This window comes from Brevibacillus gelatini (assembly GCF_050920745.1).
GTDB classification, from domain to species: Bacteria; Bacillota; Bacilli; order Brevibacillales; family Brevibacillaceae; genus Brevibacillus; species Brevibacillus gelatini.
Genome location: NZ_CP154342.1, coordinates 3,309,518 through 3,332,562 on the forward strand (window position 1 = coordinate 3,309,518; position 23,045 = coordinate 3,332,562).

Sequence of the window (23,045 nt, forward strand, 5' to 3'; positions counted from 1 at the left end):
CCTCACGAAATTGGCCAGAGTTGGCAAATCTGTTCCGCCTGAACCGTCAAAAAGGCAACGTAAAGCCTTTTTTATTTTTCTTTTGCTTGCGCGCTTCTTTTTTCAGTCTTTCCTCCACGTCTTGCGGCGTCTCGCGCGTCCCCCAGGTCGATTTCCAAAACGTCACCCAGGCGACAGGCATCTGCCAGAGCAGGACAAATTCGTAGAACAGACAAAAAATAAATCCGAATACCCACAGCTTGCTCCTGCGATACAGCAGGTGCGCCAGACTCATCAGCATCGCCATCAGCAGCAGTCCCATCAAAAATGTCCCTGGAAACACATGGTGCACCAGCGGAACATAGCACAGGTTGTACAAGACAATGACGGGCGCCGCGATGGGCACGATCAATCCAATGTAAAAAAACAATGCCATAAACGGCTCTTTTTTCCAGATGAATGTACTCGCTCTCAGCGATTCCCGCAGCCACGAACGCTTCCAACGCATCTGCTGCTTCAAAAACACACTCATTTTCGACGGCACAATCGTCGAGCAAATGGCCGAGTCCTGATAGGAGGTCCGATGTGTTTGCAAAATGAAGTTGGTCATGCTCCGATCATCGCCAAACGTCGCCGGCTGCCCGAGAAATTTCTGGTTGAGCCAGGCTTCGGCATGCTTCAACACCAAATCCTTGCGGTAGCAAGACAGCGGTCCCGACAGGCAGGTCACACTGTCAAACCACGCTTCTGCCGCTTTCATGATCCGAAAGGCAATATAGTAACGAACTGTTTGCAGCTTCGTAATCGAGTTTGTATACTTGTTTTCCACGTCGGTGCGCCCGGCGACGCCCCCCATTTTCGGGTCCTGAAATGGCTGCACCAGATGGCGGATCGCATCCGGTTCCAGGAAGCTGTCGGAGTCGACAAATACGACGAGGTCATGCTTGGCCATCTCCACGCCCTTCACCAGCGCGACACGCTTTCCGCCGTTTTCGGGAAGCACATGCATGCGTACCCGCTCTTTCGTCTTGAAGCGCTCGGCTTCGTTGTGGATCATCTGGATGACCTTCTCGATCTGCTCAGCCGATCTGTCTGTGGAGCGGTCATCCACGACGATGACTTCCAGCTTGTCAATCGGGTAGTTTTGATTCACGCAGCTCAGGATCGTCCGGTGAATCCATTTCTCCTCGTTGAAGCATGGAATAATAATCGACACGCCCGGCGTGTAGTCCGGGTTGATCGGTACATCCCGATAAAGCGCCCCGAACAAATAGCGGGTGAGCAAAAAGGCAGCCGCGATCAGGCTGTACAAGTACAACAGGATGTTGTACTTGAAGTAGATGATGCTCTCGGTCCGCATGAGCATGATGAACAGTGTCGAAACGAGCAGCATGGCGCTCGACGTGTAAACCGCGTACCCCCATCTTTTCTTTTGCAGGTACTGCGTAAGCGGCCTGGCAAACTCAAACGCCAGCATGAACTTCTCCTGTCCGTCCTCTTCCCGCGTAAAGCTCCTGACTGCACGCGCCTCCAACCTTACTTTCGATTCAAACCCTTCCGGCATCGTCCCCGGCGGAATGTCGCAATGAATCACCACTTTTTTCCCTACAAACAGCCGCTGTGCCGCTGCCGGGCCGAACTCGACAAGCAAGCCGGTGGTGGAAATATCCACAGCCCGTCCCTTGACCGCAGTCTTTTTCTGGTTCTTGCGGGCATAGACCATGACTTCAAAATTGGCCATGTACCGCAAGCTCAACATCCGCATATTGTCCAAATAGGCACTGTCTGTATAGACCGCATCTGCGGCCTGGCCGCGGCGATCCACCTGTGTACGAACATGCTCCGGATCAGGTACGTGTTTCAAAAGCCGCCGATCTGATCGGGAAACCGTCAGTACTTCCTCCTGCTCCTGTTCCTGCTTCTTTTTTCTCTTTATAAAAAACACGGTTGCCCCCACCTTCTCTTACAAGCTCCAGTAGTGGTACCCTCTGTTCTCAAAATCGACCTTGTTGTAGATTCCTTTGATGTCAACCATCATTTTCGTCTGGCCGCTGCCAAACATGGCCGCAAAATCTTCCACGCCAAGCGCGGCAAAGGCTGCGTGCGGAACCGCGACGACCACCACGTCCAAATCTTTGAGTGCTTCCGGTTCGGAAAGCTCGATCCGATACTCCTTGTACGCCTGCTCCGGATCGACCAATGGATCGACGATGAGCGTGGTCATCCCGTACTCTTGCAACTCGCTGATGACGTCCATCACTTTTGTATTGCGAATGTCCGAGCAGTTTTCCTTGTACGCCAGGCCCATGATGCCGATGCGGACGCTGCTTGTGTCCAGCTTTAGCCTGACGACGGACTTGACGATCTGCTCCGCAATGTACTTGCCCATCCCGTCGTTGATATGGCGGCCAGCCAAAATAATTTTTGAGCGATACCCGCTGTCCTCGGCCTTGTACGTCAAATAATAAGGATCGATGCCGATGCAATGCCCACCGACGAGGCCAGGCGTGAACTTGAGGAAGTTCCACTTCGTGCCGGCTGCCTGCAGCACTGCCTTCGTGTCGATGCCCATTTTGTGAAACAGCATGGCCAGCTCGTTCATGAACGCGATGTTGATGTCGCGCTGCGCGTTTTCGATCACTTTTGCCGCTTCCGCCACCTTGATGCTTTCCGCCCGATAAACGCCCGCTTCTACCGCCAGCCCGTAGACGCGCGCGACCGTGTCCAACGTTTCCTCGTCGATGCCGGAGACGATTTTAACGATCGTTTCAAAGCGATGCACATCATCCCCCGGGTTGATGCGCTCAGGCGAATAGCCCACCTTGAAATCCGTGCCGCACTGCATCCCGGACTCGCTCTCCAGCAGCGGAATGCATATTTCTTCGGTCACGCCTGGGTAGACCGTCGATTCAAAGACGACCACAGAGCCTTTTGGCATCTGTCTTGCCACAGTCCGGGTAGCCGCCCGTACATATTGCAAATCCGGCACGTTGCCGCTTTTGATCGGCGTGGGAACCGCAACGATGAAAAACCGCGCTTCCCGCAGTCTCGTCTCATCCGCTGTAAAGTCGATCTCACTGGCTTCTTGACATGCTTCCCCGATAAACTCGTCGGGAAAAATCCCCTGCTGGTAGTTCTTCACCTTTTGCGCATTGACATCAAAACCGATCACGGAAGCTTTTTTCGCCAGGGCAGCCGCAACAGGCAAACCTACATACCCCAGTCCGACGACGGCGATTTTTTCCTCCCTGTTTACAATCGCTTCAAAAAGATTCATGGTGTCTCTTCCTCTCCATTTGTCGATTATGGACCGAACATTTCTGTCATTTTCACAAAGCTGTAGCCTTTGCTTCGCAGCTTTTCAATGATGATCGGCAATGCTTCCACCGTATGGGTATCATCCAGCATGTGCAGTAAAATGACGCTTCCGCTGCGGGCTTGCTCCAGTGTAGCATTGACAATTTCCTCGGCCGTCCGCGTGCGAATATAATCGGAAGGATCGACGTCAAAGTTCGCAATCGTGTGGTAGCCTGTCGCACTGATCGTTTTCAACGTGTTTTCATCAAAAACCCCGGTAGGCGGCCGGAAGTACATCACTGGCTTTTGCTGGATAGCCTCTGTAATGATCTGATGAGCTTTCACGATCTCTTCCTGCAATTGCGCCTTCGTAATCTTCGTTACCACAGGGTGGGAATACGTATGGTTCCCTACGTCGTGTCCGGCTTCGGCAATCGCCCTGGCGAGGTTCGGGTTTTTCTCCACGCCGTCTGCCCGCAAAAAGAAAGAGGCTTTCACCTTGTACTTGTCCAGGACGTCCAAAATTTTTGTTACCGTATAGTCCGTTCCCCAGTCGTCGAAGGACAAGGCAATCTGGTTTTTTCCTGTCTCGGCCCGCATGACGTATTTATAGGAAGCGTGGCGATCATCCGGGGCGATTTTCGCTGCGTCGAAGCCCGCAATTTGCGGCAGCGGCTTTCTCTCCTGCCCGCCTGCGATCAATTCCTGCAACGTGACGAATCGGTATCCGACGTCACTGGCTGCTCGGGCAAGCAGAGAAACATTCTCATTTAACTGTTTGTTTTCTTGCGTATCCAGCGCAATGATGCCGCCACGGTTGATGTATTTGCGGACGTACCGCATTTTTTGCGCTTCGGTCTCATTTTCCCAGTTGTGCAAAAACAGGCTGGACGATACGACCGCTTCCTGCCCCGACTGGGCTGCCGCGAAAAGGACGTCGTCCGAGTACGTGCCTGTTTTCGTTCTGACGTAGCGCACGCTTTTGCCTGTCGCTTTTTCAATGACATCCCGGCTCAGCTTGATTTCCGAGCTGATTTGCTCGTAGGAAAGTGTGGTCAAATCGAGCTGGTTCAACGTATTGTTCTCGATCTCATGGCCGCGTGCGGCGATTTCCTTTGCCAGATCCGGCTCTTCCGCGACACGCATGCCGGGCAAAAAGAAAGTAGCCTTTAGATGATGCTTGTCCAGTTCATCCAAAAGCTTCTTCATCGTCTCGCTATCTGCCATTCCATTGAAGGTGAGGGACAGTTCCCGTCTGGTTGTGTACACGAACGGAATGGCTTTGCTCTTGTCTGTCGTGGAGCGAATGATGTCTGAGGCAACGTTGGATTTTTGCGAAAAGTACCCGACTTTTTGTTGTTTGCTGGAATCAGGAACACAACCAGTCAACAAAACAACCCCGATCATCATCGATACCACGGCAAACCAGAAATGGATTCCTTTATCGACTGCACTCGCCTGCATTTGCATACTCCTTTTCTCCCAGTCTCTCATAGGAACTTATACCTAGTCTGTCATCATTCATTCTAATCGTTTTAGCAGCGGGTGACTATTGGCAAATGGAGAAAAAGTATTTGTTCAGTCGGGAATCAAATCTGCCATTTTGACAAAGGTGTAGCCTTTTGCCTTCAAGCGTTCAATCACCGTCGGCAAAGCCTCGACCGTATGTATGTCATCCAGAATATGCAGCAGGATGATGCTTCCATTCCTCGTCTGCTCCATGACGCCGTTCACAATATCTTCAGCGCTATTCCTACTGTCCCAGTCCAGCGTCGTCACATCGTACATGGCGATGTCCCTGTATCCGGCTGCTGCGATGACTTTTGCCGCCTCCTCGTTTATCACGCCAGTCGGGGGACGAAACAGCATGACAGGCTGTTGCTGAATCGCTTCGGTAATCACGCGGTGCGCTTTGACCAGGTCTTGTTGCAGCTCTTCGGGGGTCAGCTTCGTGATAACCTGGTGGCTATAGCTGTGGTTCGCCACGTCATGTCCACCTTCCACCATGGCTCGCGCCAGATTGGGATTGGCCTCCACCCCTTTTGCCCGCAGGAAAAAGGTCGCGACTACATCGTGCTGTTCCAAAATATCGAGCACTTTCGTAACGGTCTTGTCCGTTCCCCAATCGTCGAACGTAAGGGCAATTTTCGGTTCGTTTGTCTCCAGCCGATTGATGAAGCGATAGGCGGCATTTTTGGTATCGGGATTGATTTTGGCCGCATCATAGCCCGGTATTTGTTCCAGCGGCTTTCTCTCTCCGCCATTTGCCACAAGCTGCCCAAGGGGAACGAGCTTGTACCCGATATCCTTTGCGGCTTGGGCGATGTAAGCGATGGAGTTGACGACTTCGGGATTGATGTCGGTATTCATGGAGATAATGCCGCCTCTGGTCATGAACCTTGCCACATACTCTCCAATCGTCTTCGCATCTTTCATGTCGCGATCTTTCGGATTAATGTTATAGCTGACAACTCCCTTCATTCCGAGCGCAGCGGCAGCCAAACGCACTTCATCCGTAACATCGCCCGATTTTGTGCGAACATAGCGTGGTGTGACACCTGTCTGCTTTTGGATCACCTCGTTGCCAAGCTGAATTTCCTTGTAGATTTGCTCGTAGCCAAGCTTGGTCACATCCAGTTGACTCAACGTGTTGTTTTCAATTTCGTGACCTCTGTTGAGAATCTCCAAAGCAATGTCTGGCTCTTCCGCCACTCTCATCCCTGGGAGAAAAAAGGTCGCCTTGATCTGGTACTTGTCCAGTTCATCGAGAAGACGCTTCATCGTGACGACATCTCCCATCCCGTTAAAGGTCAGGGACAGCTCTTTTCGCCCCGTGTAAACGAACGGAATCACTTTGCTTTTTTCCCCTGTATAGTGGGGGATGGTTTGAGCGGCATCCTGATTCGAAGTTTTCCCGACCGTCTCCTGACTGCCTCCCCAAATCTGACATCCGACAAGCAATGAGCTTGCGACCAGAAGTGCGCCCCATGGAATCCACCGTTGCTTGTGTCCAATTCGTGTAGTTGTCATCAGGTTTTCTTTCTCCTTGTCTGCAAAAGCATTTGGCATATAGCTTTGTATAGGCAAAAATACCCATCCGATCCATTCGCAAACCTCTGTTAATATGTGTCCTTTTTCCCATACATTGCCTTTCAACATTTTACATGACCCGATTTTAATGGAAAAGTCCTATTTTTCCATAAGAGCCTCATCATTATTAAAACCGACTCCGGCTGCCGCGCATTCCAAAAGTCACCTGCAAAAAGGACGATCCGACTGGACCGCCCTTCCTTTCGCCTGCTTTGCCTTTTGACAAGATTTGCTTGCCTGCGTCCCGCAACGAACTTCGCTGTGAGACGTATGAATAAGTAGAGAAGGAAAACACCGCTACAGGACACGACGCGCTGACACAAAACGCTTCTCCCAGGACGTGCCTTTAAATCCCGTAAAGGTCACACCCGGCTTTCCGTAGGTATGTAGTAGTTTGTTGTTGCCAGCGTAAATGGCCACATGGGTAATCCGTTTGGATGTGGTCGTGGTGCTCGCCTTGAAAAAGACCAGATCGCCTTTTTTCAGGTTGGCTTTGGACACAACCGTTCCTTTTTTCGCCTGATCGCGCGACGTTCGCGGCAGGTTTTTGCCTACGGCCACACGAAAAACGCGCTGGGTGAAAGAAGAGCAGTCAAAAACAGCTGTCGTATTTTTGCTTGCACCGAATTTATAGGGGGTACCCAAATATTTTTTCCCGGTGGCAATGACCTTGTCCGCTTTTGCTTGCGACCAGGCCGCATGCGCCACATGTTGCTCGCCTGGCATAGGCAGGGCGATTGCCGTTACGCCCAATGTCAAGCCCATTACAATTCCGATGAGGTTTTTTCGCAGTTTCATGTTGTTCATCCTCCCTTTTGACAGAAACTGCTTCTACGAAATCATTTCGGTAGAAGCTTACTTTATGCAAAGTTTGGCTGACCTCTCACTTGTTCTCTACTTTACCAAAGCTTCTGTCCAGAGAAATTACCAAAAACTTGCCAAAAACCTCAACCGCAAATGGATAGGATTACCGCTTGACGCGCTCAAGCCTGATATAATGGGCATTCCGCAAATTTTCAGTTTATTTTCTTTCCAAGAAGTTCCTCTCGCCGCGACCAATTATATCCAGTGCGATATGCCCTTTCCCCGCATCACATGCGACTTATGACCTACTCCCTTTTGCAAAAAGTTCCTTTTCCCGTGCATTTTTCGGGGGAAGATACTGGATTCTCTCTTCTCTCGCTTCTCTATGCTTGCAACATGCAGGGAGTCAGCGTAAAGTAGAAAAGAGTTCGTTTTGAAGGAGGCACATATGCGACTGCGTAACATTCCAGGTGCCGAAGCGGCCCTGCGAGAATATCCGACGTTTGTAGACAATCCCCTTTCCTATAAAGGAAGCTGGAAGGAACGCTTCGGAAATGACAATCCGATCCACGTGGAGATCGGCTGTGGAAAGGGACGTTTCATTAATACACTGGCACAGCGCCACCCTGAAATTAATTTCATTGCTGTCGAACTGAAAGCAGAGGTTGTGCTGCGCGCCCTGCAGCGGACAGAGTACAAGCCGATTCCCAATCTGGCCTTTGTCCAGTTTGACGCTTCCAAGCTGACGGAGCTGTTTGCCGATCACGAGATTGCCCGCATCTATCTGAACTTCAGCGATCCGTGGCCAAAGACTCGCCACGCCAAGCGCCGCCTCACCCATCCCAGCTTCCTGAAAAGCTATCGTCAGGTGCTTGCCGAGGACGGGGAAATTCATATGAAGACAGACAACGAAAAGCTCTTTGAGTTTTCCCTCAACCAGTTTGCGGCCGAGCGCTTCCAAATGCGCAACATCACGTTTGACCTGCATCAGTCCAAGCTCGCAGAGGAAAACGTCATGACGGAGTACGAAGAGCGCTTCTCTTCCCGCGGCCAACGGATCTATCGGGTAGAGGCAAGCTGCATCATCAAATAGAAGAACAAGGCCTTTTGGACAAGGCACATGCCTCCACGTGAACACGCTTGCGGATTCGTTCGTGCTTACGTGGAGTTTTTTCGACCCTTTCGCAAAGGATTGAGATCAACAGATGAATAGCTACGATGAAGCCTTTCATGAATGGAACACCAACCTGTTATTCACCCGGTTGCGCATGACCTCGCTGTTTCTGCTCATGTGCTATCCTTTTTTTCTGTACGTCGATCTGGTCTTGCTCAAAGACGTCGGCGATCCGCTCTTTTGCTATACGTTGACGGGTATCCACACTGCCGGCTTTCTTCTCTCCATCGTCTTCCTGTTGATTTACAAAAGAGTTCGCCAGCAGGACACGTTCATGCGCTCCATTTGGCCGACATTTCTCGTCCTTGTGTACATCGCTTGTTATATCGGCGGCGGTGCCCTGTCTTCCCTGAACAGCCATCGGCTCACGGGCAATATCGACTCCTACGTCATTATTCTCATCGGAGTCGCGGCCATTTTCCCGCTTCGCCCCCAACACTTCGCGTCCATCATCATTCCTTGTCACGCGTTGTTTCTTTATTTCCTGACGCTTGTCACCGAAAATGATTTCACGCTGCATTCCAAGCAGGTCAATACGACCCTGACCGTGTGCATCTCGTTTTTTATCCTGCTCACGTTTTACTCCTATAAAAAGAAAGACTTCCTTCATCAATGCAAGCAGAAGGAAGCAAACGAAAATTTGCGCAAGCTGTTCGACATCAACCCGTATCCGCTCATCTTGTCGCGGCTGGACGACGGGCGGATTTTGCTTGCGAACGAACGCGCCCAAAAAGAATGGCCGCTTGCGGCGGAAGGCGGCCCGCAGTATGACACCCGCTACGTCTTTCGCGACGCTGAGGATCGCGCCGCCGTGACTGAGCAACTGCAAAAGACAGGCTGCCTGAAAAACCACGTGCTGCAGCAAATGACCGCGCCCGGCTTCACCCGCTGGGCCATGGTCAACTACGAAACGGTAGAAATCAACCACGTCCGCTGCATCCTGTCCGGCGTCACGGATATTACGGAGTTGAAAAAAGTCGAAGGAGAGCTGGCCAAGCACGCCTCCATCGACCTTTTGACGGGACAGCGAAACAGAAGAAGCGGAATGGAGGCGCTCGCGCAAATGTTCGCCGAGTCCCGAAACAACTGGGTGGAGTGTACGCTCTGTTTTATTGATATTAACAATCTCAAGCAGGTCAACGATCAGTACGGCCATCGGGAAGGAGACGCCTTAATCACGACTGTCTGTAACGTCGTCGCGGCAAAGATCGGGCCAAAAGACATCTTGTTCCGCTATGGCGGGGATGAATTTATCGTGCTGTTTTTCCACAAGTCCACCGAAGCGGCGGAGGCCGTCTGGACTGCCATCTGGCAAGAGCTTTCCGCAATCAACGCCAAAAAGGAAAAGCCGTACCCGATCACGGCAAGCCACGGAATGTTTTATTTTTGCTCCGGCATGGATGTGACGATCGAGGATATGATTGAAGCGGCGGACGCTGCCATGTACAAAGAAAAAACCAGCAGGAAAAAGCAGCTCTCCGACAACAGCGACAGCGCCGGAAGCTCCCTGCCTCTGGTTCACTAAAGACAGCCAGTGTGTGTCTGGCTTATTCTTTTGGCTGACTCACCCGTCTGTACACACGTTCCGGCCGCCCGACCACGCCATATGAAAGGTCTGCAACCGCCTCGCCTATGGCGACCAGATACTCCAGATACCGTCGGGCCGTCGAACGGCTGATGCCGGTTTCTTTGCTGACCAGCTCGGTAGTCGCCTCCTGCGTCTGCAAAAGAAAGCCCGCGATTTTGTCCAGCGTAATCTGGTCAATGCCTTTGACGACTCTCGCCTCGGTCGGCTTCTTCGTGCCCGTTCTCGCAATCAACTCGTCAATCTGCGCCTGGCTGATCTGCTCCCGATCCTGTTTCCACTCCCGCACCTTTTGCCGGAACTCCTGGTAGTTTTGCAGCGTCTGCTGCAAGCGGGCGAAAATCAGCGGCTTGGTGATGAAATCAAACACCCCGTAGCGGATCGCTTCCACGACGGTATCGACCTCCTTGGCCGCTGTCAGCATGATGCAGTCGCACGCGGGAAACTCTTCCTTTATCACCGACAAAAAATCAAGCCCGTCCATATCCGGAAAATAAATGTCCAAAAGCACCAGGTCCGGCTGCAGCAGCTCCAACTGGTCCCGCGCCTCCTGCCCATTGGTGGCAATGCCTACAACCTCGTAGCCCTCCACTTTTTCCACAAATCGTCGGTTCACCTCGGCGATTCTGAGGTCGTCCTCGACAATCAGTACCCGTATGTTGTTCCCCGCCATGCTTTTCAATGCTGCTCTCCCTCCTTCATATCTGCGACGTGCGAGCTTCTTTTCGGAAGCGTCACGGTAAAAATCGTTCCGCCCGACGGATTGCCTGTATGCGTAATATTGCCGTGCAGCTTCGCGACTGCCTGTTGCACCAGATGCAGGCCGTAGCCGTGATTCGGCTTTGCCTTGGTCGAAAATCCCCGCTCGAATATCCGTTCGGCGTTTTCGCGCGAGATGCCTGGCCCGCGGTCTTCCACCTCGATCAGCAGCACTTCTTCCATATTCAGCAAAAAAATCGTAACCTCCTGCGCAAACGCCCCCGGCGACAAAACGGCGTCCATCGCATTATCGAGCAAATTGCCCAAAATGACAATCAGTTGCGCCCGGTCAATCGCCGCGGGAATGTCGCGGAAGTTGCTGTCCGGGTCGATTTTCAGCTCGATTTTGCGTTCGTTGGCCTGGTTCAGCTTGCCGAGCAAAAGTCCGGCGAGCAGCGGATCAGGCACCTCCTGCAAAATGAACTTCGTATGACTGACGTGGGCGTCCAGCTCGGAGGAGATGAACTGGATCGCTTCCTGGTACGACTCCAGTTGAATCAGCCCGGAGATCAGGTGCAGCTTGTTGGAATACTCGTGCGTCTGGGAGCGGAGGGCCTCCGCATATTCTTTTACGCGGGACAGCTCCTGCGTCACGGCAAACAGCTCCGAGCGATGGCGAAAGCTGGCGACGGCTCCTGTCACCTGGCTTTTTGCGTCCTTGATCGGCACGCGGTTGACGATCAGCACCTGGTCGTTCACCACTGTCTCGCGGTCAAACTCCGCCTGCCCCGTTTCGATCACTTCATCCAGCCCAAGCGAGCGCACCAGCTCGTCCTGCCGTACGAGCAAGCTGCCGCTTCCGCCCTCCTGCCCGAGCATGCGCTGCGCTGTCTGGTTGGCAAGCGTAATCACGCCTGTCTCATTGACAGCGACGATTCCTTCGCGAATCGATTCCAGCACCGCCTGGTTTTCCTGGTACAGCCGACCGATTCGGGCAGGCTCCAGGCCGAAAATCGCTTTTTTGACATTACGCGCAAGCAGCATCGTGCAGGCGACGCCCAACAGCAGCGTAACGATCCCCACCACGACAATCCGGTCGCGGTACGCTTCGATCCTCTTGTCAATATCTTCCAACAGGAAGCCGACAGACACGACTCCCATCACTTGCCCTGCGTCATTATAAATCGGCGTTTTTCCCCGCAATCCCGGTCCGAGCGAGCCGACTGTCTCGGAGATGATCGAGTTTCCCGCGAACACCGCCTCGTTATCGCCGCCCACCATCGGCTTCCCGATTTCGTCCGGATCGGGGTGAGAATAGCGAATGCCCTGCAAATTGCCTACGGTAATAAAAGCGGCGTTTGTACTCACGCGAATTTTTTCCGCAATCGGATTGATGATCTTCGCCGGGTCGTCCGTGTAAAACGCCTGCTTGATTTCCTTCATCTCCGCCACCGTTTTCGCCGTGTGCAGTGCCCGCGTGCCGATTTCCTTTTCCAACGCCTCGCCCAGCATGTGCTCGAACGTCGTGCCGAGAATCACGATGACGCCAAACAGGAGCGAACAGATGATAAGCATCAGCTTGCTGTGAAAGCGCACGTCCCTCCCCCCTCGTCTCCATTGTAACCTAATGATCGTCTGACAGAAAAAAAGAGGCCATGCAAACGGCCCCTTTTTCTCGAAAACAGACTACATGCAGCTTCGTCTTCCTCTCGCCGAATCGCCGAAGCCATCCTGGCAATCTGAGCTTGCCTAGAGCGTCAGCACCCCTGTCAGCAACGCTCCGGCGATCATGACGATCGTGGTGCCAAAAGCCCACTTTATCACGGCGCGCTGCGTCTCCGCGTAGTCTACGCCGACCATCCCGATCAGCAAATACTGGGCGGCAAACAGCGGACTTAGCACATGCACCGGCTGGCCCAGGATGGAGGCGCGGCCGATTTCCACCGGATCGACGCCGTATGCCGCTGCCGCGTTCGCCAAAATCGGCACGACGCCGAAATAATACGCATCATTGGACATGAAGTACGTAAACGGCATGCTGGTCAAAGCGACCAGGACCGGCATGTGCGCCCCGAGCGAATCGGGAATCCAGGAGACAACCGTGTTGGACATCGCATCAATCATTTTCGTCTCGGTCAGGATACCTGTGAAAATTCCTGCGGCGAAAACCATCGAAACGGTAGCAAGAGCATTTCCGGCGTGTGCCGCGAGCCGCTCTTTCTGGTCTCCCATCTTCGGATAGTTCACCAGGAGCGCGATGGCAAAGGCGATCATGAACAAAATCGGGAGCGGCAAAAAGCTTGTAATCAAGCCGAGCATGAGGGCAACCGTCAGCAACAGGTTGAACCAGATCAGGCGCGGACGCTTGATGGAAATAGCGTCACTGGTCGCCGCCAGCTCGGCGTACGCCTGCGACTGCTGATGATCGTCGCCCAGCTCGATAATCCCCAGCCGCTTCCGCTCCCTTTTGCCCAAAATACAGGCTGCGAAAATCACCCAGGCCAGCCCGGCCGCCATCGCCGGAAGGAGCGGGGTAAACAACTCGGAAGCATCAAGCCCCAACACGCTCATCACTCGCGCCGTCGGTCCGCCCCAAGGCGTCATGTTCATGACCCCCAGCGCCAGCATCGGAATTACGGCCAAAACCATCGGCTTGATGCCCAGTCTCCGGTACAACGGCAGCATCGCCGTCACCGTAATCATATACGTCGTCGTGCCGTCTCCGTCCAGCGCCACCAGACTGGCGAGAATCGCCGTCCCGACGACGATTTTCAGCGGATCGCCCTTGACAATTTTCAATATTTTGGCAATGAGTGGATCAAACAGGCCTGCGTCCATCATAATCCCGAAGTACAAAATCGCAAACAAAAGCATGATTCCCGTCGGGGCGATCTGCTTGATTCCGGCAAGCATCATATCGCCAAGCTGGTCCGTAAACCCGCCAATCAAGGCGAAGACAACAGGAATGACAATGAGCGCGACCAGCGCGGACAGTCGCTTCGACATAATCGCATACATGAAGACAGCAATCATTAAAAAGCCAAGCCATGACAGCATACCGATTTCCTCCTTGGAAGAATGCGCTTACAACGTTGTGAACGAATGCGCTTTCATTTTGTGCTGTCATTATAGCAATGTTCGTAAAAGTCCGAATAGAATTTGCGCATAAACAGTTTTACCCGCATTTTTTTCATTAACGTCATAAAATTCACGAGCATCCATGACCGCTTGTTTGCAAACGAAATGAAGGGGCTGTCTCAAATGAAGGGGCTGTCTCAAACTACCATGGCCTGACAGCCACCACATTGAATGAAAATGTACTTGGCCTGTGAACCTGCTGATTTCATAATAAAATTAGCAGGTCACAGGCCGATACTTTTTTGGTGGCAATAACCCCGAGTCTCAAACCGGCCGACTGCCATGGAGTAGAAGGATTGAAGGACGGGAGAGGACAGGGGCTTAAAAAGGCTTTGTCAAAAATCCCTTCTAATCTCACTTTGGAACAGGAAAACAAGTGGCTTCGAGCTCAAAATGCATTTTTAAAAAAGTTATTGAAAGCCGAAAGGAGAGATGCTCCAGATACGGAAAATACGCCGTTATTCAAGTACTAAGCAGCCAATTCCCCGTATCTTTGCTGTGCGCTGCCGCAGGAATTGCCAGGAGCAGCTATTATAAATGGCTTAAAGCTGGGACAAAGCAGAAAGATGTTGCTGTTTGTGAAATCATATCCTTTGAGCATCGAAGACTGGGCGGCATTTATGGTTATCGTCGTATGAAGGCGATACTGCTCAAAAAATACGGTTTGCATCTCAATCATAAGCGTGTGTATCGGCTGATGAAGCAAATGAACATGCAGGCGATCATACGGCGCAGACGTTATCCACGGATTCAATACAAAAGACATACCCTGGCGCCCAATCTTCTGGATCGGCATTTTCAAGCAGCTCATCCCAATCAAAAGTGGGTTACAGACATCACGTATTTGCAAGTTGGAAATAAACGATATTTTCTTTCCGCCATCCTAGACCTTTTCAACAATGAAGTGGTTTCATACCGCTTAAGTGACAGTCTTGACGTCCAGTTTGTGCTGGATACGGTACAAGAGGCCGTCCAAAACCGTTCGACGCATCAACTGCTGATTCACAGTGATCAAGGAATGCATTACACAACAAAAGCATTTTGCCGCTTGCTGCGAAAGCATGGGATTATTCAGAGTATGTCTCGAAAAGGGAATTGTCTGGACAATGCCTGCGTCGAATCCTTTTTCGGCCACTTGAAAGTAGAACTGCGCCCGCATTTGTTTGATGAAGCCGTCGATGTGGGAACAGCAATCAAGAAGTATATTGAATTTTATAACCACGAAAGGCCGCAAATACGATTGAATGGCATGTCGCCAAGCGAATTCCGAAACATTTTCCTCCAAAGTGCCTGACGGGTCAAATTCAATCCGTCTACAAAATGGGGGTCAGATCACGCCAGAATGAAAATGACCCACCTTTATCGAATATCTCCTACGAAAGAATGCATTCCGCATTGGGTTATATAAGCCCAGTGGAATATGAAAAAACATTCTTAACAGATTGATCTGAACTTCGTGTCAAGTGAATTAGGGAAAGTCCGTCTTGTCTCATTTATTTACCCACTCTTATGTGTATATACTAAACTTTAATGTAAAAAATACAACATCACTGAACATCCAGCACTACATCGATAAAAAACTTATTTGTGACTTTACCGACTCTAAATATTTTATACCATTAGCAAAACCTGATCTTCTTAGGTCCACCTGGTGTCGGAAAAAATCTATGGCCGTTGCTTGGATTGAAAGCAATCAAGTAACGATATTTGGCCTCACTAGCGTTGCATAAAAATCGCCAGGATTAATAAACTGATTTTTCCGAACTGAATTCCACTTCCAAATGGCTAAAGAACGGAGTGACCCACAAAGGTAGTTCCGTCCATTTGGCATTTATATACACTTAAACCAGATGCTACACAACCGTTTCCTTCCTGCTTATGGATCAGGCTTTCTTCGTTTCGAGGTTAATCGCTCCCACCAGATTCGGCTATCCTCCCAGAGCATCACACGTAACCACCGATAGATTTGCAACAAGCTTTCTTGGCAAGCAGAGAAGATTTTGGCCAAGAGAAGTAAGCAAAAGGCGATCAGGGCAATGAACACTTGGTTCAGAACCGCTTCTTGGCTTTTTCCGTAAAACGAAGTGATTTTCACGTGTTGCTTCAACCATTTAAAGAAGATTTCAATGGCCCAGCGACTCCGATACATCTCGCTGATTTCTTCGGCAGATAACTCCCATCGATTCGTGATCAGCAGGAGGGGATTTCCCTGTGAATCGGTTGTCTCTATGAGGCGAAGGACATGTTTCATTCGCTTTTGCTGTGTCCCCATTTGTACATAACCATCTCTTTTGATGGAACTCCCTTCGGAAACCGGACGATCAAACAGATACCGGATAGCTGCCTTCTTCTTTACTCGCGTAACGAAGAAGATCCGGCGTTCGCAGAACGCGTCAAACTTGGCGTAGTCTACAAATCCTCGATCAAACACATACGTTGTACCCGGATGGTCTACGAGCGTATCGAGTTGAGTCCGGTCATGAACACGTGCTGGCGTCAGTTGTACCCTTTCCGGATAAACGTCTTCTGAAGAAGCAAATGCGACCCGGAAGTGAAGTTTTACTCCCGCTTTTGTCTCACGAAAGGTCGCCCACTTGTATGTATGGAGGCACAAAGGGATCGTGGTCGCATCTACGATGCGAAAATCACGTTTCATCGCTGGGGGAAGAGAGCATAGCCGAATCCGTTGAACCAAGTCCCTGAACACACGTTGTAACAGGTTGGAATGAGACTGCTGATGCTTGCGTGAAAGTTGGGAAGGACTGATCGAGGTAAAGCCAAGTTCTTGTTGAAATTTCCTTCCTAACGCGTCATCTGCAATCGCCCGTAATCCTTCTCGCTGCTGAAGGTGAGCATGCAGAAACAACAGGAGATAGGCGGAGGTCGTCAGCTTTTTGACGTACTTGTCGTGATCACTAGAAGCCAAATCTTCAAAAAAACGTTTCGAAAAAATAGGCGAAACCCATTTACCAAATGACGAAAATAAGGTATTCTTGTCCATACATGTAATCCTTTCAGTGGATTTGGACAGAAACTACCTGACCATTCCATTGTAAAGGATTTTTTTGTGTCTTCCATATTCAATATAAAAATACTGAATATTGTGTTTGTTCTGGTTATATTAATGCAACGCTAGTGATTTGGCCTATTTTATCACCGCCCACAATTTGGTGCAGATTCTACAGACTGCGTACGGTAATTGTACGATTACCCAAAATATACGGACTTTCACCATAGATTTTTTTGATTATCAATGAACTTGAAATTAAAAAACATCATTATTCAGATTGTATCCCAACACCCGTTTTGACAACAGAAGTTCTAAAGAGACTGCAACACCATTCCAGTACGAACAAATATATTGTAATGTTAACACAAATTCTCGAAAAATGGATTTATTTAACAACAATGGTCGGGACCGGCGGAATATTGGTCCCAACGCAGAATGAACTTTTGGATCTTCGTCTGGATGTTATTTAAAGTGGTTTAAACGCCCCGTCTTGAGTGAGGATCGGAACTATTTGTGATACGTTGAATTCTGATGCTATCCTTACATCTTCCTTAAAGCCCATTGCGATCAGTTCTTTACCCGAACCGACTTTACCAATCGACTCCGGAATATTGTGCTTCATCGTCTCATACGCTGCTACAGCGCTTAAAGCCTCCGGCGACAAACATTCTTTTTCAAAATGGCCCAGAATCGCTCCAGCTGCGATCATATCTTCAAATGATGGGCGAAGGCTACCATCAGGCCATCTTTCGCCGCAAGCAATCACCGTCACAACCCCGCCATGTTGCTTGGCGTAGCAAGCCACTGAAGAAGCATTTCTAAAGCATGCCGCTACTACTGTAGCTTTGCTTTCTTTTGCGAGAAATGAACATGTAGCTCCATTTAACGAAGGCAATACGATCCGGCTTCCAAATGGCATGGTAGACAGTGAAGACGGAGAGAGCGAAATAGGTTCACCACGTTTACCAGCTAAGATTGCGCCAACTTTTTTTGCATACTCTTGAGCGGATGGGCCTTTTGAGGGGTACGGAAATACGATTCCTTCACGACTCAATATCACGTCAACACATGTAGTGAATGAAAGAACGTCAATTATTACCACAATATCCGACACAGGAGCCAATGCTCGAACACCTTCATACCCCCATTCAAAGCGAACATTTGAATCAGTTTGTTGGAATACGACTAGATCATTCATTTGATCATCTCCGTTTCTTTCGTCGTTTTTCATTCGAACTAATAAATCATCGTAATTTAAATAGTAATACACAAGTCAAGATAGCATTCCATATGAATCCCTCCAGTCTTTTTCCTTAAAATAGAGATGAACATTACAAAGATATTTTCCTTATTCCCATCAATTACCTTCACCTTGTGTCAACGCCGACTTATTTTGACCCATCAGCGCGGGTCAAAAAATTGAACCACCCGGCATGATGGGGCAAAATTTAGTCGGATTGACTAACGTTACCGCTTTCACACTCTTTTACGCGAACACGAACCACCCGTCGAACATACGAAATCTGGTGTCACAAGATGGGCTTAATCGTTACGACTTAACAATTTTTACATAGCTCGGTGGACCATACTCCACTTTTCCTATACCGGATACTCTAAAGAAAGGGGAACCTGTTATGAAAGGACCGACAAAGCGGACATTTCCATATATATCCCTGAGTTTTCGCCCTTTTTCCACCGTTTTCTTGGCGATCTCGGTTCTGTCCCTTTTAAGAATTCGTAACAGCCTTCTTTGGTTAAACGGAGTAACCGTTTCAAACTGTTTTTAAAAGCAGACATGCTCTTATTATATTTGTATGTAGGATCTCTTCGACCATTGCAACAAAATTACAGAAAACGTGCTGAGATTAGAGTATTTTTCTCTATCCGTCTATTCAACAATATTGAGTGGCCCAAGTTCATTTGCAACCCTACGATACTGGTCACAAAATCATTAACTGCTAAGATTAGGTTACCTTCTCGTCGGTCGTCTTCGTAAATGCCCGGTTTAACCCCAATAAGATCAATCAGTATGTCGATTCTGTTCCTTTTACTCCGCGGAAGAAATATAATACCCTTTCCACCCCCAAACGAACGTTGTCCCTAACCGCCGTAGATTGTTCCCTTTTTATTTTTAATTTTGTCTTGAGGATGGAACAAAAAAATGGCGAAGTCCGTGTAATCCAGTTGTCGGGTTAAATCAATAATCGTAAAGCTGGAAGGGTCAAAAACACCGCACCGCCAGATAGTCACTTCGAAATCGTATTAAAGCACTTCGTGATTCGCGTCGGCAACTTCCACCCCTCTATAGAAGTGCCTATAAACAGATTGTATTTTCGACTCACGGCTTATTCACTTCTTCATGGATTTTGGAAAATTAGACAAAATGCTACCTTCATTTCCCATCTTTCTTTCAACAATACCGATAGGTTACTGACATGTAAAGGTGCAGTTTCAAGCCAACTAGATAAGTTGATAACGAACTGTTATGTCTATCTTCTTTAAAAAACTAATAAGGAAAGTGGGTACCTTCCCTTCCTTCAGATTACAGTTGCCGTAGCAACAGAGGGGGGTGACATTTGTGTGAAGGTACTTAACGTGCCCCTGTTTTTTAAAACTAACGTACCTTCCATTCTCAACTGCAAATGAAAATTCCCCATTATAGGCAATAGGTTTGTCTGAATGATGCCCCCCTGAGAGGGGGTGGCGACCAATATTCCGTTTATTCAATTTTATCTTCGGTTACTCGGGTCGATAGAAACCTGCTTATTTCTTCTCCTTTATGCGATAACTTTCCCCTTTAATTGATCGTGTGGGAGTGATACAATAGCCGATCTGGCTGTAGCAGTACTGTATCCCCAAATATCTCTCCCTACGAACCATAGGATTTGTTCGAAGTAAGGATTTTTTGAGCCGGATTCATAACTTTCTGATACAACTTGAAAGAAACATGAGCTGCGGTTTTATCCATTTTGAGACATCCAATTTCATCAATGATGAGTACATTCGGTTTATTAGAACGATGTGCTGGACTCGATGTACACCAAGAGACGGTGGTAGCATGTGTTATGTATGGTCCTTTGGACAGAAAACCGAAACAAGAAACCAAGACTTTTTCTACCACTACCAAAGGACTCCTTGAACTTCACGATTGGCTCCATCAATACGAATGTACGCACATTGCAATGGAAAGCACAGGAGTATACTGGAAACCGGTATGGAACGTTCTTGAAGGGAGCTTTACATTGGTACTCGCCAACGCTAAGAGAATCAAGAATGTTCCAGGTCGAAAAACGGATGTAAAAGATGCAGCTTGGATTGCTCAATTACTCCGCTGTGGGCTGATCACTCCCAGCTTTGTTCCGCCCGAAAATATTCGAGATTTACGCGATTACACTCGTTATCGGAGAAAGCTGCTCGGTGATGCTACGGCGGAAAAAAACAGAATCCACAAGATTTTGCAGGATGCCAACATCAAGCTGACAACATATGTGAGTGATGTATTCGGTGTATCCGGAAGAGCCTTACTCGAATCGATTGTGAACGGTGAGGTGCTAAGTCCAGACCAAGTAAAAGATCTAGTCAAAACATCACTGAAAAGAAAAGTTCCGCAACTTATAGAGGCTTTGAATGGTCGAGTTCGAGCTCATCATCGAAAAATAATCGGGATGCACCTCGATCACTTGAGGTATCTCGAAGAACAAATTAGGGAAATCGAAAAAGAAATCGACAGGCTCCTCAGTCCTCATTTGGACATTGTTGAACAACTCATCACCGTTCCGGGGATTCAAAAGGATGCGGCGGCGGTCATCCTAGCAGAAATCGGATACGATATGTCTTGTTTTCCATCGGATGCCCATCTCTCATCATGGGGAGGTTTAAGTCCAGGGAACAACGAAAGTGCGGGCAAGAAAAAAAGCTCCCGAACCACGAAGGGAAACAGGAGCTTGAAAGCCGTACTTTGCCAGGCAGCTTGGGCCGCGAGTAAATCGAAAGGCACTCGGCTCGCTTCGTTTTTTTATCGCATCCAGAAACGAAGAGGCCAGAAAAAAGCTACGATGGCCACGGCTCACCTCATATTACGTATTATATATCACATGTTGAAAAATAACATAACGTATCAAGAGTTTGGATGGGATTACTTACAAGATCAGGATCGAGTTGTTGATTATTGGATCAAGAGAATTGAATCACAAGGGTTCAAGGTAATGATTGAACCAACTGAGGTCGTGTAAGTAAATACCATATTTTGGATATATCTAGCAACCAACTGTAGTCCGTCCCTTTTTTTGCTTTTTAGGGGGGGCATTTTCGTATAAAAAGTCGTTACCTCGACTTCGAGACGCCCCTTCTGTCTGGCAGAAGCGTTGCTATCGCCATGTTTCCGATTGGGAAACTGCCCTTTTGGGACAGTCCCTCCCGCCGTTATACATCGCGCTTTCCAAACAAACGCACGGCCAGCCCCAGCATTACAACTCCATACGCAAAGGTGTAAAAAAGCATCACGTTGCTCGGGGGTGACATCGTGCCGAATAGTCCTTGCGAAGCAAAGGACAGCGGATCGTCTGCCGTGTCAAACAGCGCCACAGTCGCTTGCCTGAACAGCGAATCTGTCGGAAACAGCAGACTGGAAACAATGCCGATGTTGACGAGCGCATCTTGTCCGATGATCGACCCGAGCTGTTCGACAAACCCGCCGATAAAGCTGATCCCGTACAAAATAATCAGGACGATTCCGCCTGTCACTGTCGTCGTGACACTGCTGAGCAGAAGAGAGACACAGATCAGAATGACCGGCATCAGGACAAAATAGCCCATGGAGGACAGGATTTGCTGCCCGCTCACGTCTGCCGCCAGCAAACCTCCCCCCACCCATTGATTGATCCCGAGAATGCCCAAAAACATCAGCATCGCGTAGAGGATGAGCATGCTCGCCAGTCCGCCGAATTTCCCCAGCACGTATTTGTGCCGCGGCAGTGCCCTGGCGAGCCACGTATCGATCTGATGGCTCTCCACTTCTGAGGCAATGCTGCCGACGCTGCTTAATATCGCGAGCAAAGCCGTAATGAAGGAGCCGAAGTACAGCCCCATCCCCAGCAGTTGGGTTGCGAAAAAGTTTTTTTGCAGCAAAACGTCGCTCGCGTTGCCTCCGAGCTCGTTGCCCAGCTCCCGCGCCGCAAACCAGGTAGCCACGCCAAACAGCAGCAGGAAGGCAAGCGACATCATGATCGTAATCGTAAAAATCCGCTTGGAGAGCATCTCCCTATACGTGATTTTCATGATCGGCCACATGCGCTTCCCCCTCCTTCTTTTGCACCCAGTACAAAAATACTTCCTCCAGTGACTGCTGCTTGTGCACAATTTCGTGCACCGCAACACCTCTTCCGATCAACGCCTGCAACAGCTCCGGAACCCGATTGTTTTGATCCAGCGTCAACAGCCACGTGGAACGATCGGCGTCTTGCCGCTGCAGCCGCCGTCCGGTCACGAACGCTGGCAACTCGTCGCTTTCGGCAAAGCTTGCCGTCTCTACAGTCAGCTCGATCTGGGGAGCGACGCTGCTCAGCTTGCGCCATTCCCCGTGCACGACCAGTTCGCTGCGATGAATGATGCCCACGTAGTTGCAAATGCTCTCCATCTCGCTGAGCAGGTGGCTGTTGAGGAAAATCGTTTTTCCCTGATCGCGCAGTCTGACAATCAGCTCGCGGACTTCTTTTCGCCCAATCGGATCAAGGGCTGAAGTCGGCTCATCCAAAAAAACAAGCTCGGGATCGGAAAGTAACGCGCAGGCGATCCCGATGCGCTGCTGCATGCCTTTCGAGTAGCCGCGAATCCGCTCGCGCTCGCGTCCCGCCATGCCCACCAGCTCCAAAACGTCGCGGATGACGGATTTGCTCTCGATCCGGGACAGGCCGCACAGCTCGGCATGGTGCTCCAGCAGCTGCTGGCCCGTCAGCCAATCGGGATAACGAAACAACTCGGGCAAATACCCGACTTTTCGGCGCGACTCTACACTGCCAATCGGGTGGCCGAGCATCGTCGCCTTGCCATTTGTCGGGTGCAAAAGCCCCAGCATCGTTCTGACAAATGTGCTTTTTCCAGCCCCATTTTGCCCGAGAAATCCAAACACCGAACCGCGCGGCACCTGCAACGTGATGTTTTTGCATCCTGCCTTGCCGTTGTACTGCTTGGACAGCTCCCAAGTCTCGATGACGTAATCAGACATCTGTTGCCTCCTTTTTCTGGCGATAAACGGGACAAAGCAGAGCCTT

18 protein-coding genes are annotated in these 23,045 nt (G+C 49.9%); 4 read left to right on the top strand and 14 right to left on the bottom strand.

The genetic code is table 11. From position 1 onward, the window contains the following. Window positions 1-46: 46 nt before the first annotated feature. The 5 genes from AAFJ72_RS16065 to AAFJ72_RS16085 form a co-directional block, all read right to left on the bottom strand. Window positions 47-1,915, bottom strand: a complete 1,869-nt coding sequence (locus AAFJ72_RS16065) for a glycosyltransferase family 2 protein (protein ID WP_432777208.1) — start codon at window positions 1,913-1,915, stop codon at window positions 47-49. A gap of 27 nt (window positions 1,916-1,942) precedes the next feature. Next, the gene (locus tag AAFJ72_RS16070; protein WP_122905275.1) at window positions 1,943-3,256 is read right to left on the bottom strand and encodes a nucleotide sugar dehydrogenase; all 1,314 of its coding nucleotides are present in this window, start codon (window positions 3,254-3,256) and stop codon (window positions 1,943-1,945) included. A gap of 26 nt (window positions 3,257-3,282) precedes the next feature. Continuing rightward, on the bottom strand, window positions 3,283-4,740 hold the full coding sequence (locus AAFJ72_RS16075; RefSeq protein ID WP_122905395.1) for a polysaccharide deacetylase family protein: 1,458 nt from the start codon (window positions 4,738-4,740) through the stop codon (window positions 3,283-3,285). A gap of 114 nt (window positions 4,741-4,854) precedes the next feature. Further along, on the bottom strand, window positions 4,855-6,306 hold the full coding sequence (locus AAFJ72_RS16080; protein ID WP_122905274.1) for a polysaccharide deacetylase family protein: 1,452 nt from the start codon (window positions 6,304-6,306) through the stop codon (window positions 4,855-4,857). 357 nt (window positions 6,307-6,663) lie between these two features. Further along, window positions 6,664-7,164, bottom strand: a complete 501-nt coding sequence (locus AAFJ72_RS16085; RefSeq protein WP_432774717.1) for a C40 family peptidase — start codon at window positions 7,162-7,164, stop codon at window positions 6,664-6,666. 454 nt (window positions 7,165-7,618) lie between these two features. On the opposite strand from AAFJ72_RS16085, the gene trmB reads away from it, so the two are divergent. Continuing rightward, the gene (gene trmB / locus AAFJ72_RS16090) at window positions 7,619-8,263 is read left to right on the top strand and encodes a tRNA (guanosine(46)-N7)-methyltransferase TrmB (RefSeq protein WP_122905272.1); all 645 of its coding nucleotides are present in this window, start codon (window positions 7,619-7,621) and stop codon (window positions 8,261-8,263) included. A gap of 112 nt (window positions 8,264-8,375) precedes the next feature. After that, entirely contained in the window at window positions 8,376-9,869 is a 1,494-nt protein-coding gene (locus tag AAFJ72_RS16095) for a sensor domain-containing diguanylate cyclase (RefSeq protein ID WP_211338247.1), read from the top strand. A 22-nt stretch (window positions 9,870-9,891) separates the two neighbouring features. Here the strand turns inward: AAFJ72_RS16095 and AAFJ72_RS16100 are convergent, their stop codons facing one another. The 3 genes from AAFJ72_RS16100 to AAFJ72_RS16110 form a co-directional block, all read right to left on the bottom strand. Then, window positions 9,892-10,602, bottom strand: coding sequence for a response regulator (locus AAFJ72_RS16100; protein WP_122905394.1), 711 nt, complete (start codon window positions 10,600-10,602; stop codon window positions 9,892-9,894). Window positions 10,603-10,607: 5 nt separating this feature from the next. After that, entirely contained in the window at window positions 10,608-12,224 is a 1,617-nt protein-coding gene (locus AAFJ72_RS16105; RefSeq protein WP_432774719.1) for an ATP-binding protein, read from the bottom strand. 153 nt (window positions 12,225-12,377) lie between these two features. Then, the gene (locus AAFJ72_RS16110; RefSeq protein ID WP_432774721.1) at window positions 12,378-13,685 is read right to left on the bottom strand and encodes a CitMHS family transporter; all 1,308 of its coding nucleotides are present in this window, start codon (window positions 13,683-13,685) and stop codon (window positions 12,378-12,380) included. Between the two features lie 457 nt (window positions 13,686-14,142). Between AAFJ72_RS16110 and AAFJ72_RS16115 the strand changes: the two genes are divergently transcribed. Further along, on the top strand, window positions 14,143-15,060 hold the full coding sequence (locus AAFJ72_RS16115) for an IS3 family transposase (RefSeq protein ID WP_432774722.1): 918 nt from the start codon (window positions 14,143-14,145) through the stop codon (window positions 15,058-15,060). A 582-nt stretch (window positions 15,061-15,642) separates the two neighbouring features. On the opposite strand, the gene AAFJ72_RS16120 is transcribed toward AAFJ72_RS16115, so the two are convergent. From AAFJ72_RS16120 to AAFJ72_RS16135, 4 genes are all read right to left on the bottom strand, one after another. Then, window positions 15,643-16,767: an IS4 family transposase gene (locus AAFJ72_RS16120; RefSeq protein ID WP_432774378.1), complete on the bottom strand. Its 1,125-nt coding sequence runs from the start codon at window positions 16,765-16,767 to the stop codon at window positions 15,643-15,645. 475 nt (window positions 16,768-17,242) lie between these two features. Continuing rightward, entirely contained in the window at window positions 17,243-17,974 is a 732-nt protein-coding gene (locus tag AAFJ72_RS16125) for a 2-phosphosulfolactate phosphatase (protein ID WP_432774723.1), read from the bottom strand. Window positions 17,975-18,876: 902 nt separating this feature from the next. Further along, entirely contained in the window at window positions 18,877-19,026 is a 150-nt protein-coding gene (locus tag AAFJ72_RS16130; RefSeq protein WP_432774724.1) for a hypothetical protein, read from the bottom strand. A gap of 619 nt (window positions 19,027-19,645) precedes the next feature. Beyond that, window positions 19,646-19,744, bottom strand: coding sequence for a hypothetical protein (locus tag AAFJ72_RS16135; RefSeq protein WP_432774725.1), 99 nt, complete (start codon window positions 19,742-19,744; stop codon window positions 19,646-19,648). 25 nt (window positions 19,745-19,769) lie between these two features. On the opposite strand from AAFJ72_RS16135, the gene AAFJ72_RS16140 reads away from it, so the two are divergent. Beyond that, window positions 19,770-21,008, top strand: a complete 1,239-nt coding sequence (locus AAFJ72_RS16140) for an IS110 family transposase (protein ID WP_432777209.1) — start codon at window positions 19,770-19,772, stop codon at window positions 21,006-21,008. Window positions 21,009-21,198: 190 nt separating this feature from the next. Here AAFJ72_RS16140 and AAFJ72_RS16145 read toward each other — a convergent pair whose 3' ends face one another. Together AAFJ72_RS16145 and AAFJ72_RS16150 are read right to left on the bottom strand one after the other, a co-directional pair. Continuing rightward, window positions 21,199-22,065 carry an ABC transporter permease gene (locus AAFJ72_RS16145; protein ID WP_122903315.1) on the bottom strand — a complete coding sequence of 289 codons (867 nt, stop codon included), beginning with the start codon at window positions 22,063-22,065 and terminating at the stop codon, window positions 21,199-21,201. Further along, the gene (locus tag AAFJ72_RS16150) at window positions 22,037-22,999 is read right to left on the bottom strand and encodes an ABC transporter ATP-binding protein (protein WP_432774726.1); all 963 of its coding nucleotides are present in this window, start codon (window positions 22,997-22,999) and stop codon (window positions 22,037-22,039) included. Before AAFJ72_RS16150 ends, AAFJ72_RS16145 begins: the two co-directional genes overlap by 29 nt. Window positions 23,000-23,045 lie beyond the last annotated feature (46 nt).

Excerpts from the sequence above, each read along its gene's own strand:
- AAFJ72_RS16070 (WP_122905275.1), bottom strand. The coding sequence starts at position 3,256 with ATGAATCTTTTTGAAGCGATTGTAAACAGGGAGGAAAAAATCGCCGTC.
- AAFJ72_RS16075 (WP_122905395.1), bottom strand. The coding sequence starts at position 4,740 with ATGCAGGCGAGTGCAGTCGATAAAGGAATCCATTTCTGGTTTGCCGTG.
- AAFJ72_RS16080 (WP_122905274.1), bottom strand. The coding sequence starts at position 6,306 with ATGACAACTACACGAATTGGACACAAGCAACGGTGGATTCCATGGGGC.
- AAFJ72_RS16085 (WP_432774717.1), bottom strand. The coding sequence starts at position 7,164 with ATGAAACTGCGAAAAAACCTCATCGGAATTGTAATGGGCTTGACATTG.
- trmB (WP_122905272.1), top strand. The coding sequence starts at position 7,619 with ATGCGACTGCGTAACATTCCAGGTGCCGAAGCGGCCCTGCGAGAATAT.
- AAFJ72_RS16095 (WP_211338247.1), top strand. The coding sequence starts at position 8,376 with ATGAATAGCTACGATGAAGCCTTTCATGAATGGAACACCAACCTGTTA.
- AAFJ72_RS16100 (WP_122905394.1), bottom strand. The coding sequence starts at position 10,602 with ATGGCGGGGAACAACATACGGGTACTGATTGTCGAGGACGACCTCAGA.
- AAFJ72_RS16110 (WP_432774721.1), bottom strand. The coding sequence starts at position 13,685 with ATGCTGTCATGGCTTGGCTTTTTAATGATTGCTGTCTTCATGTATGCG.
- AAFJ72_RS16120 (WP_432774378.1), bottom strand. The coding sequence starts at position 16,767 with ATGGACAAGAATACCTTATTTTCGTCATTTGGTAAATGGGTTTCGCCT.
- AAFJ72_RS16125 (WP_432774723.1), bottom strand. The coding sequence starts at position 17,974 with ATGAATGATCTAGTCGTATTCCAACAAACTGATTCAAATGTTCGCTTT.
- AAFJ72_RS16135 (WP_432774725.1), bottom strand. The coding sequence starts at position 19,744 with ATGGATAAAACCGCAGCTCATGTTTCTTTCAAGTTGTATCAGAAAGTT.
- AAFJ72_RS16140 (WP_432777209.1), top strand. The coding sequence starts at position 19,770 with ATGAGTACATTCGGTTTATTAGAACGATGTGCTGGACTCGATGTACAC.
- AAFJ72_RS16145 (WP_122903315.1), bottom strand. The coding sequence starts at position 22,065 with ATGTGGCCGATCATGAAAATCACGTATAGGGAGATGCTCTCCAAGCGG.
- AAFJ72_RS16150 (WP_432774726.1), bottom strand. The coding sequence starts at position 22,999 with ATGTCTGATTACGTCATCGAGACTTGGGAGCTGTCCAAGCAGTACAAC.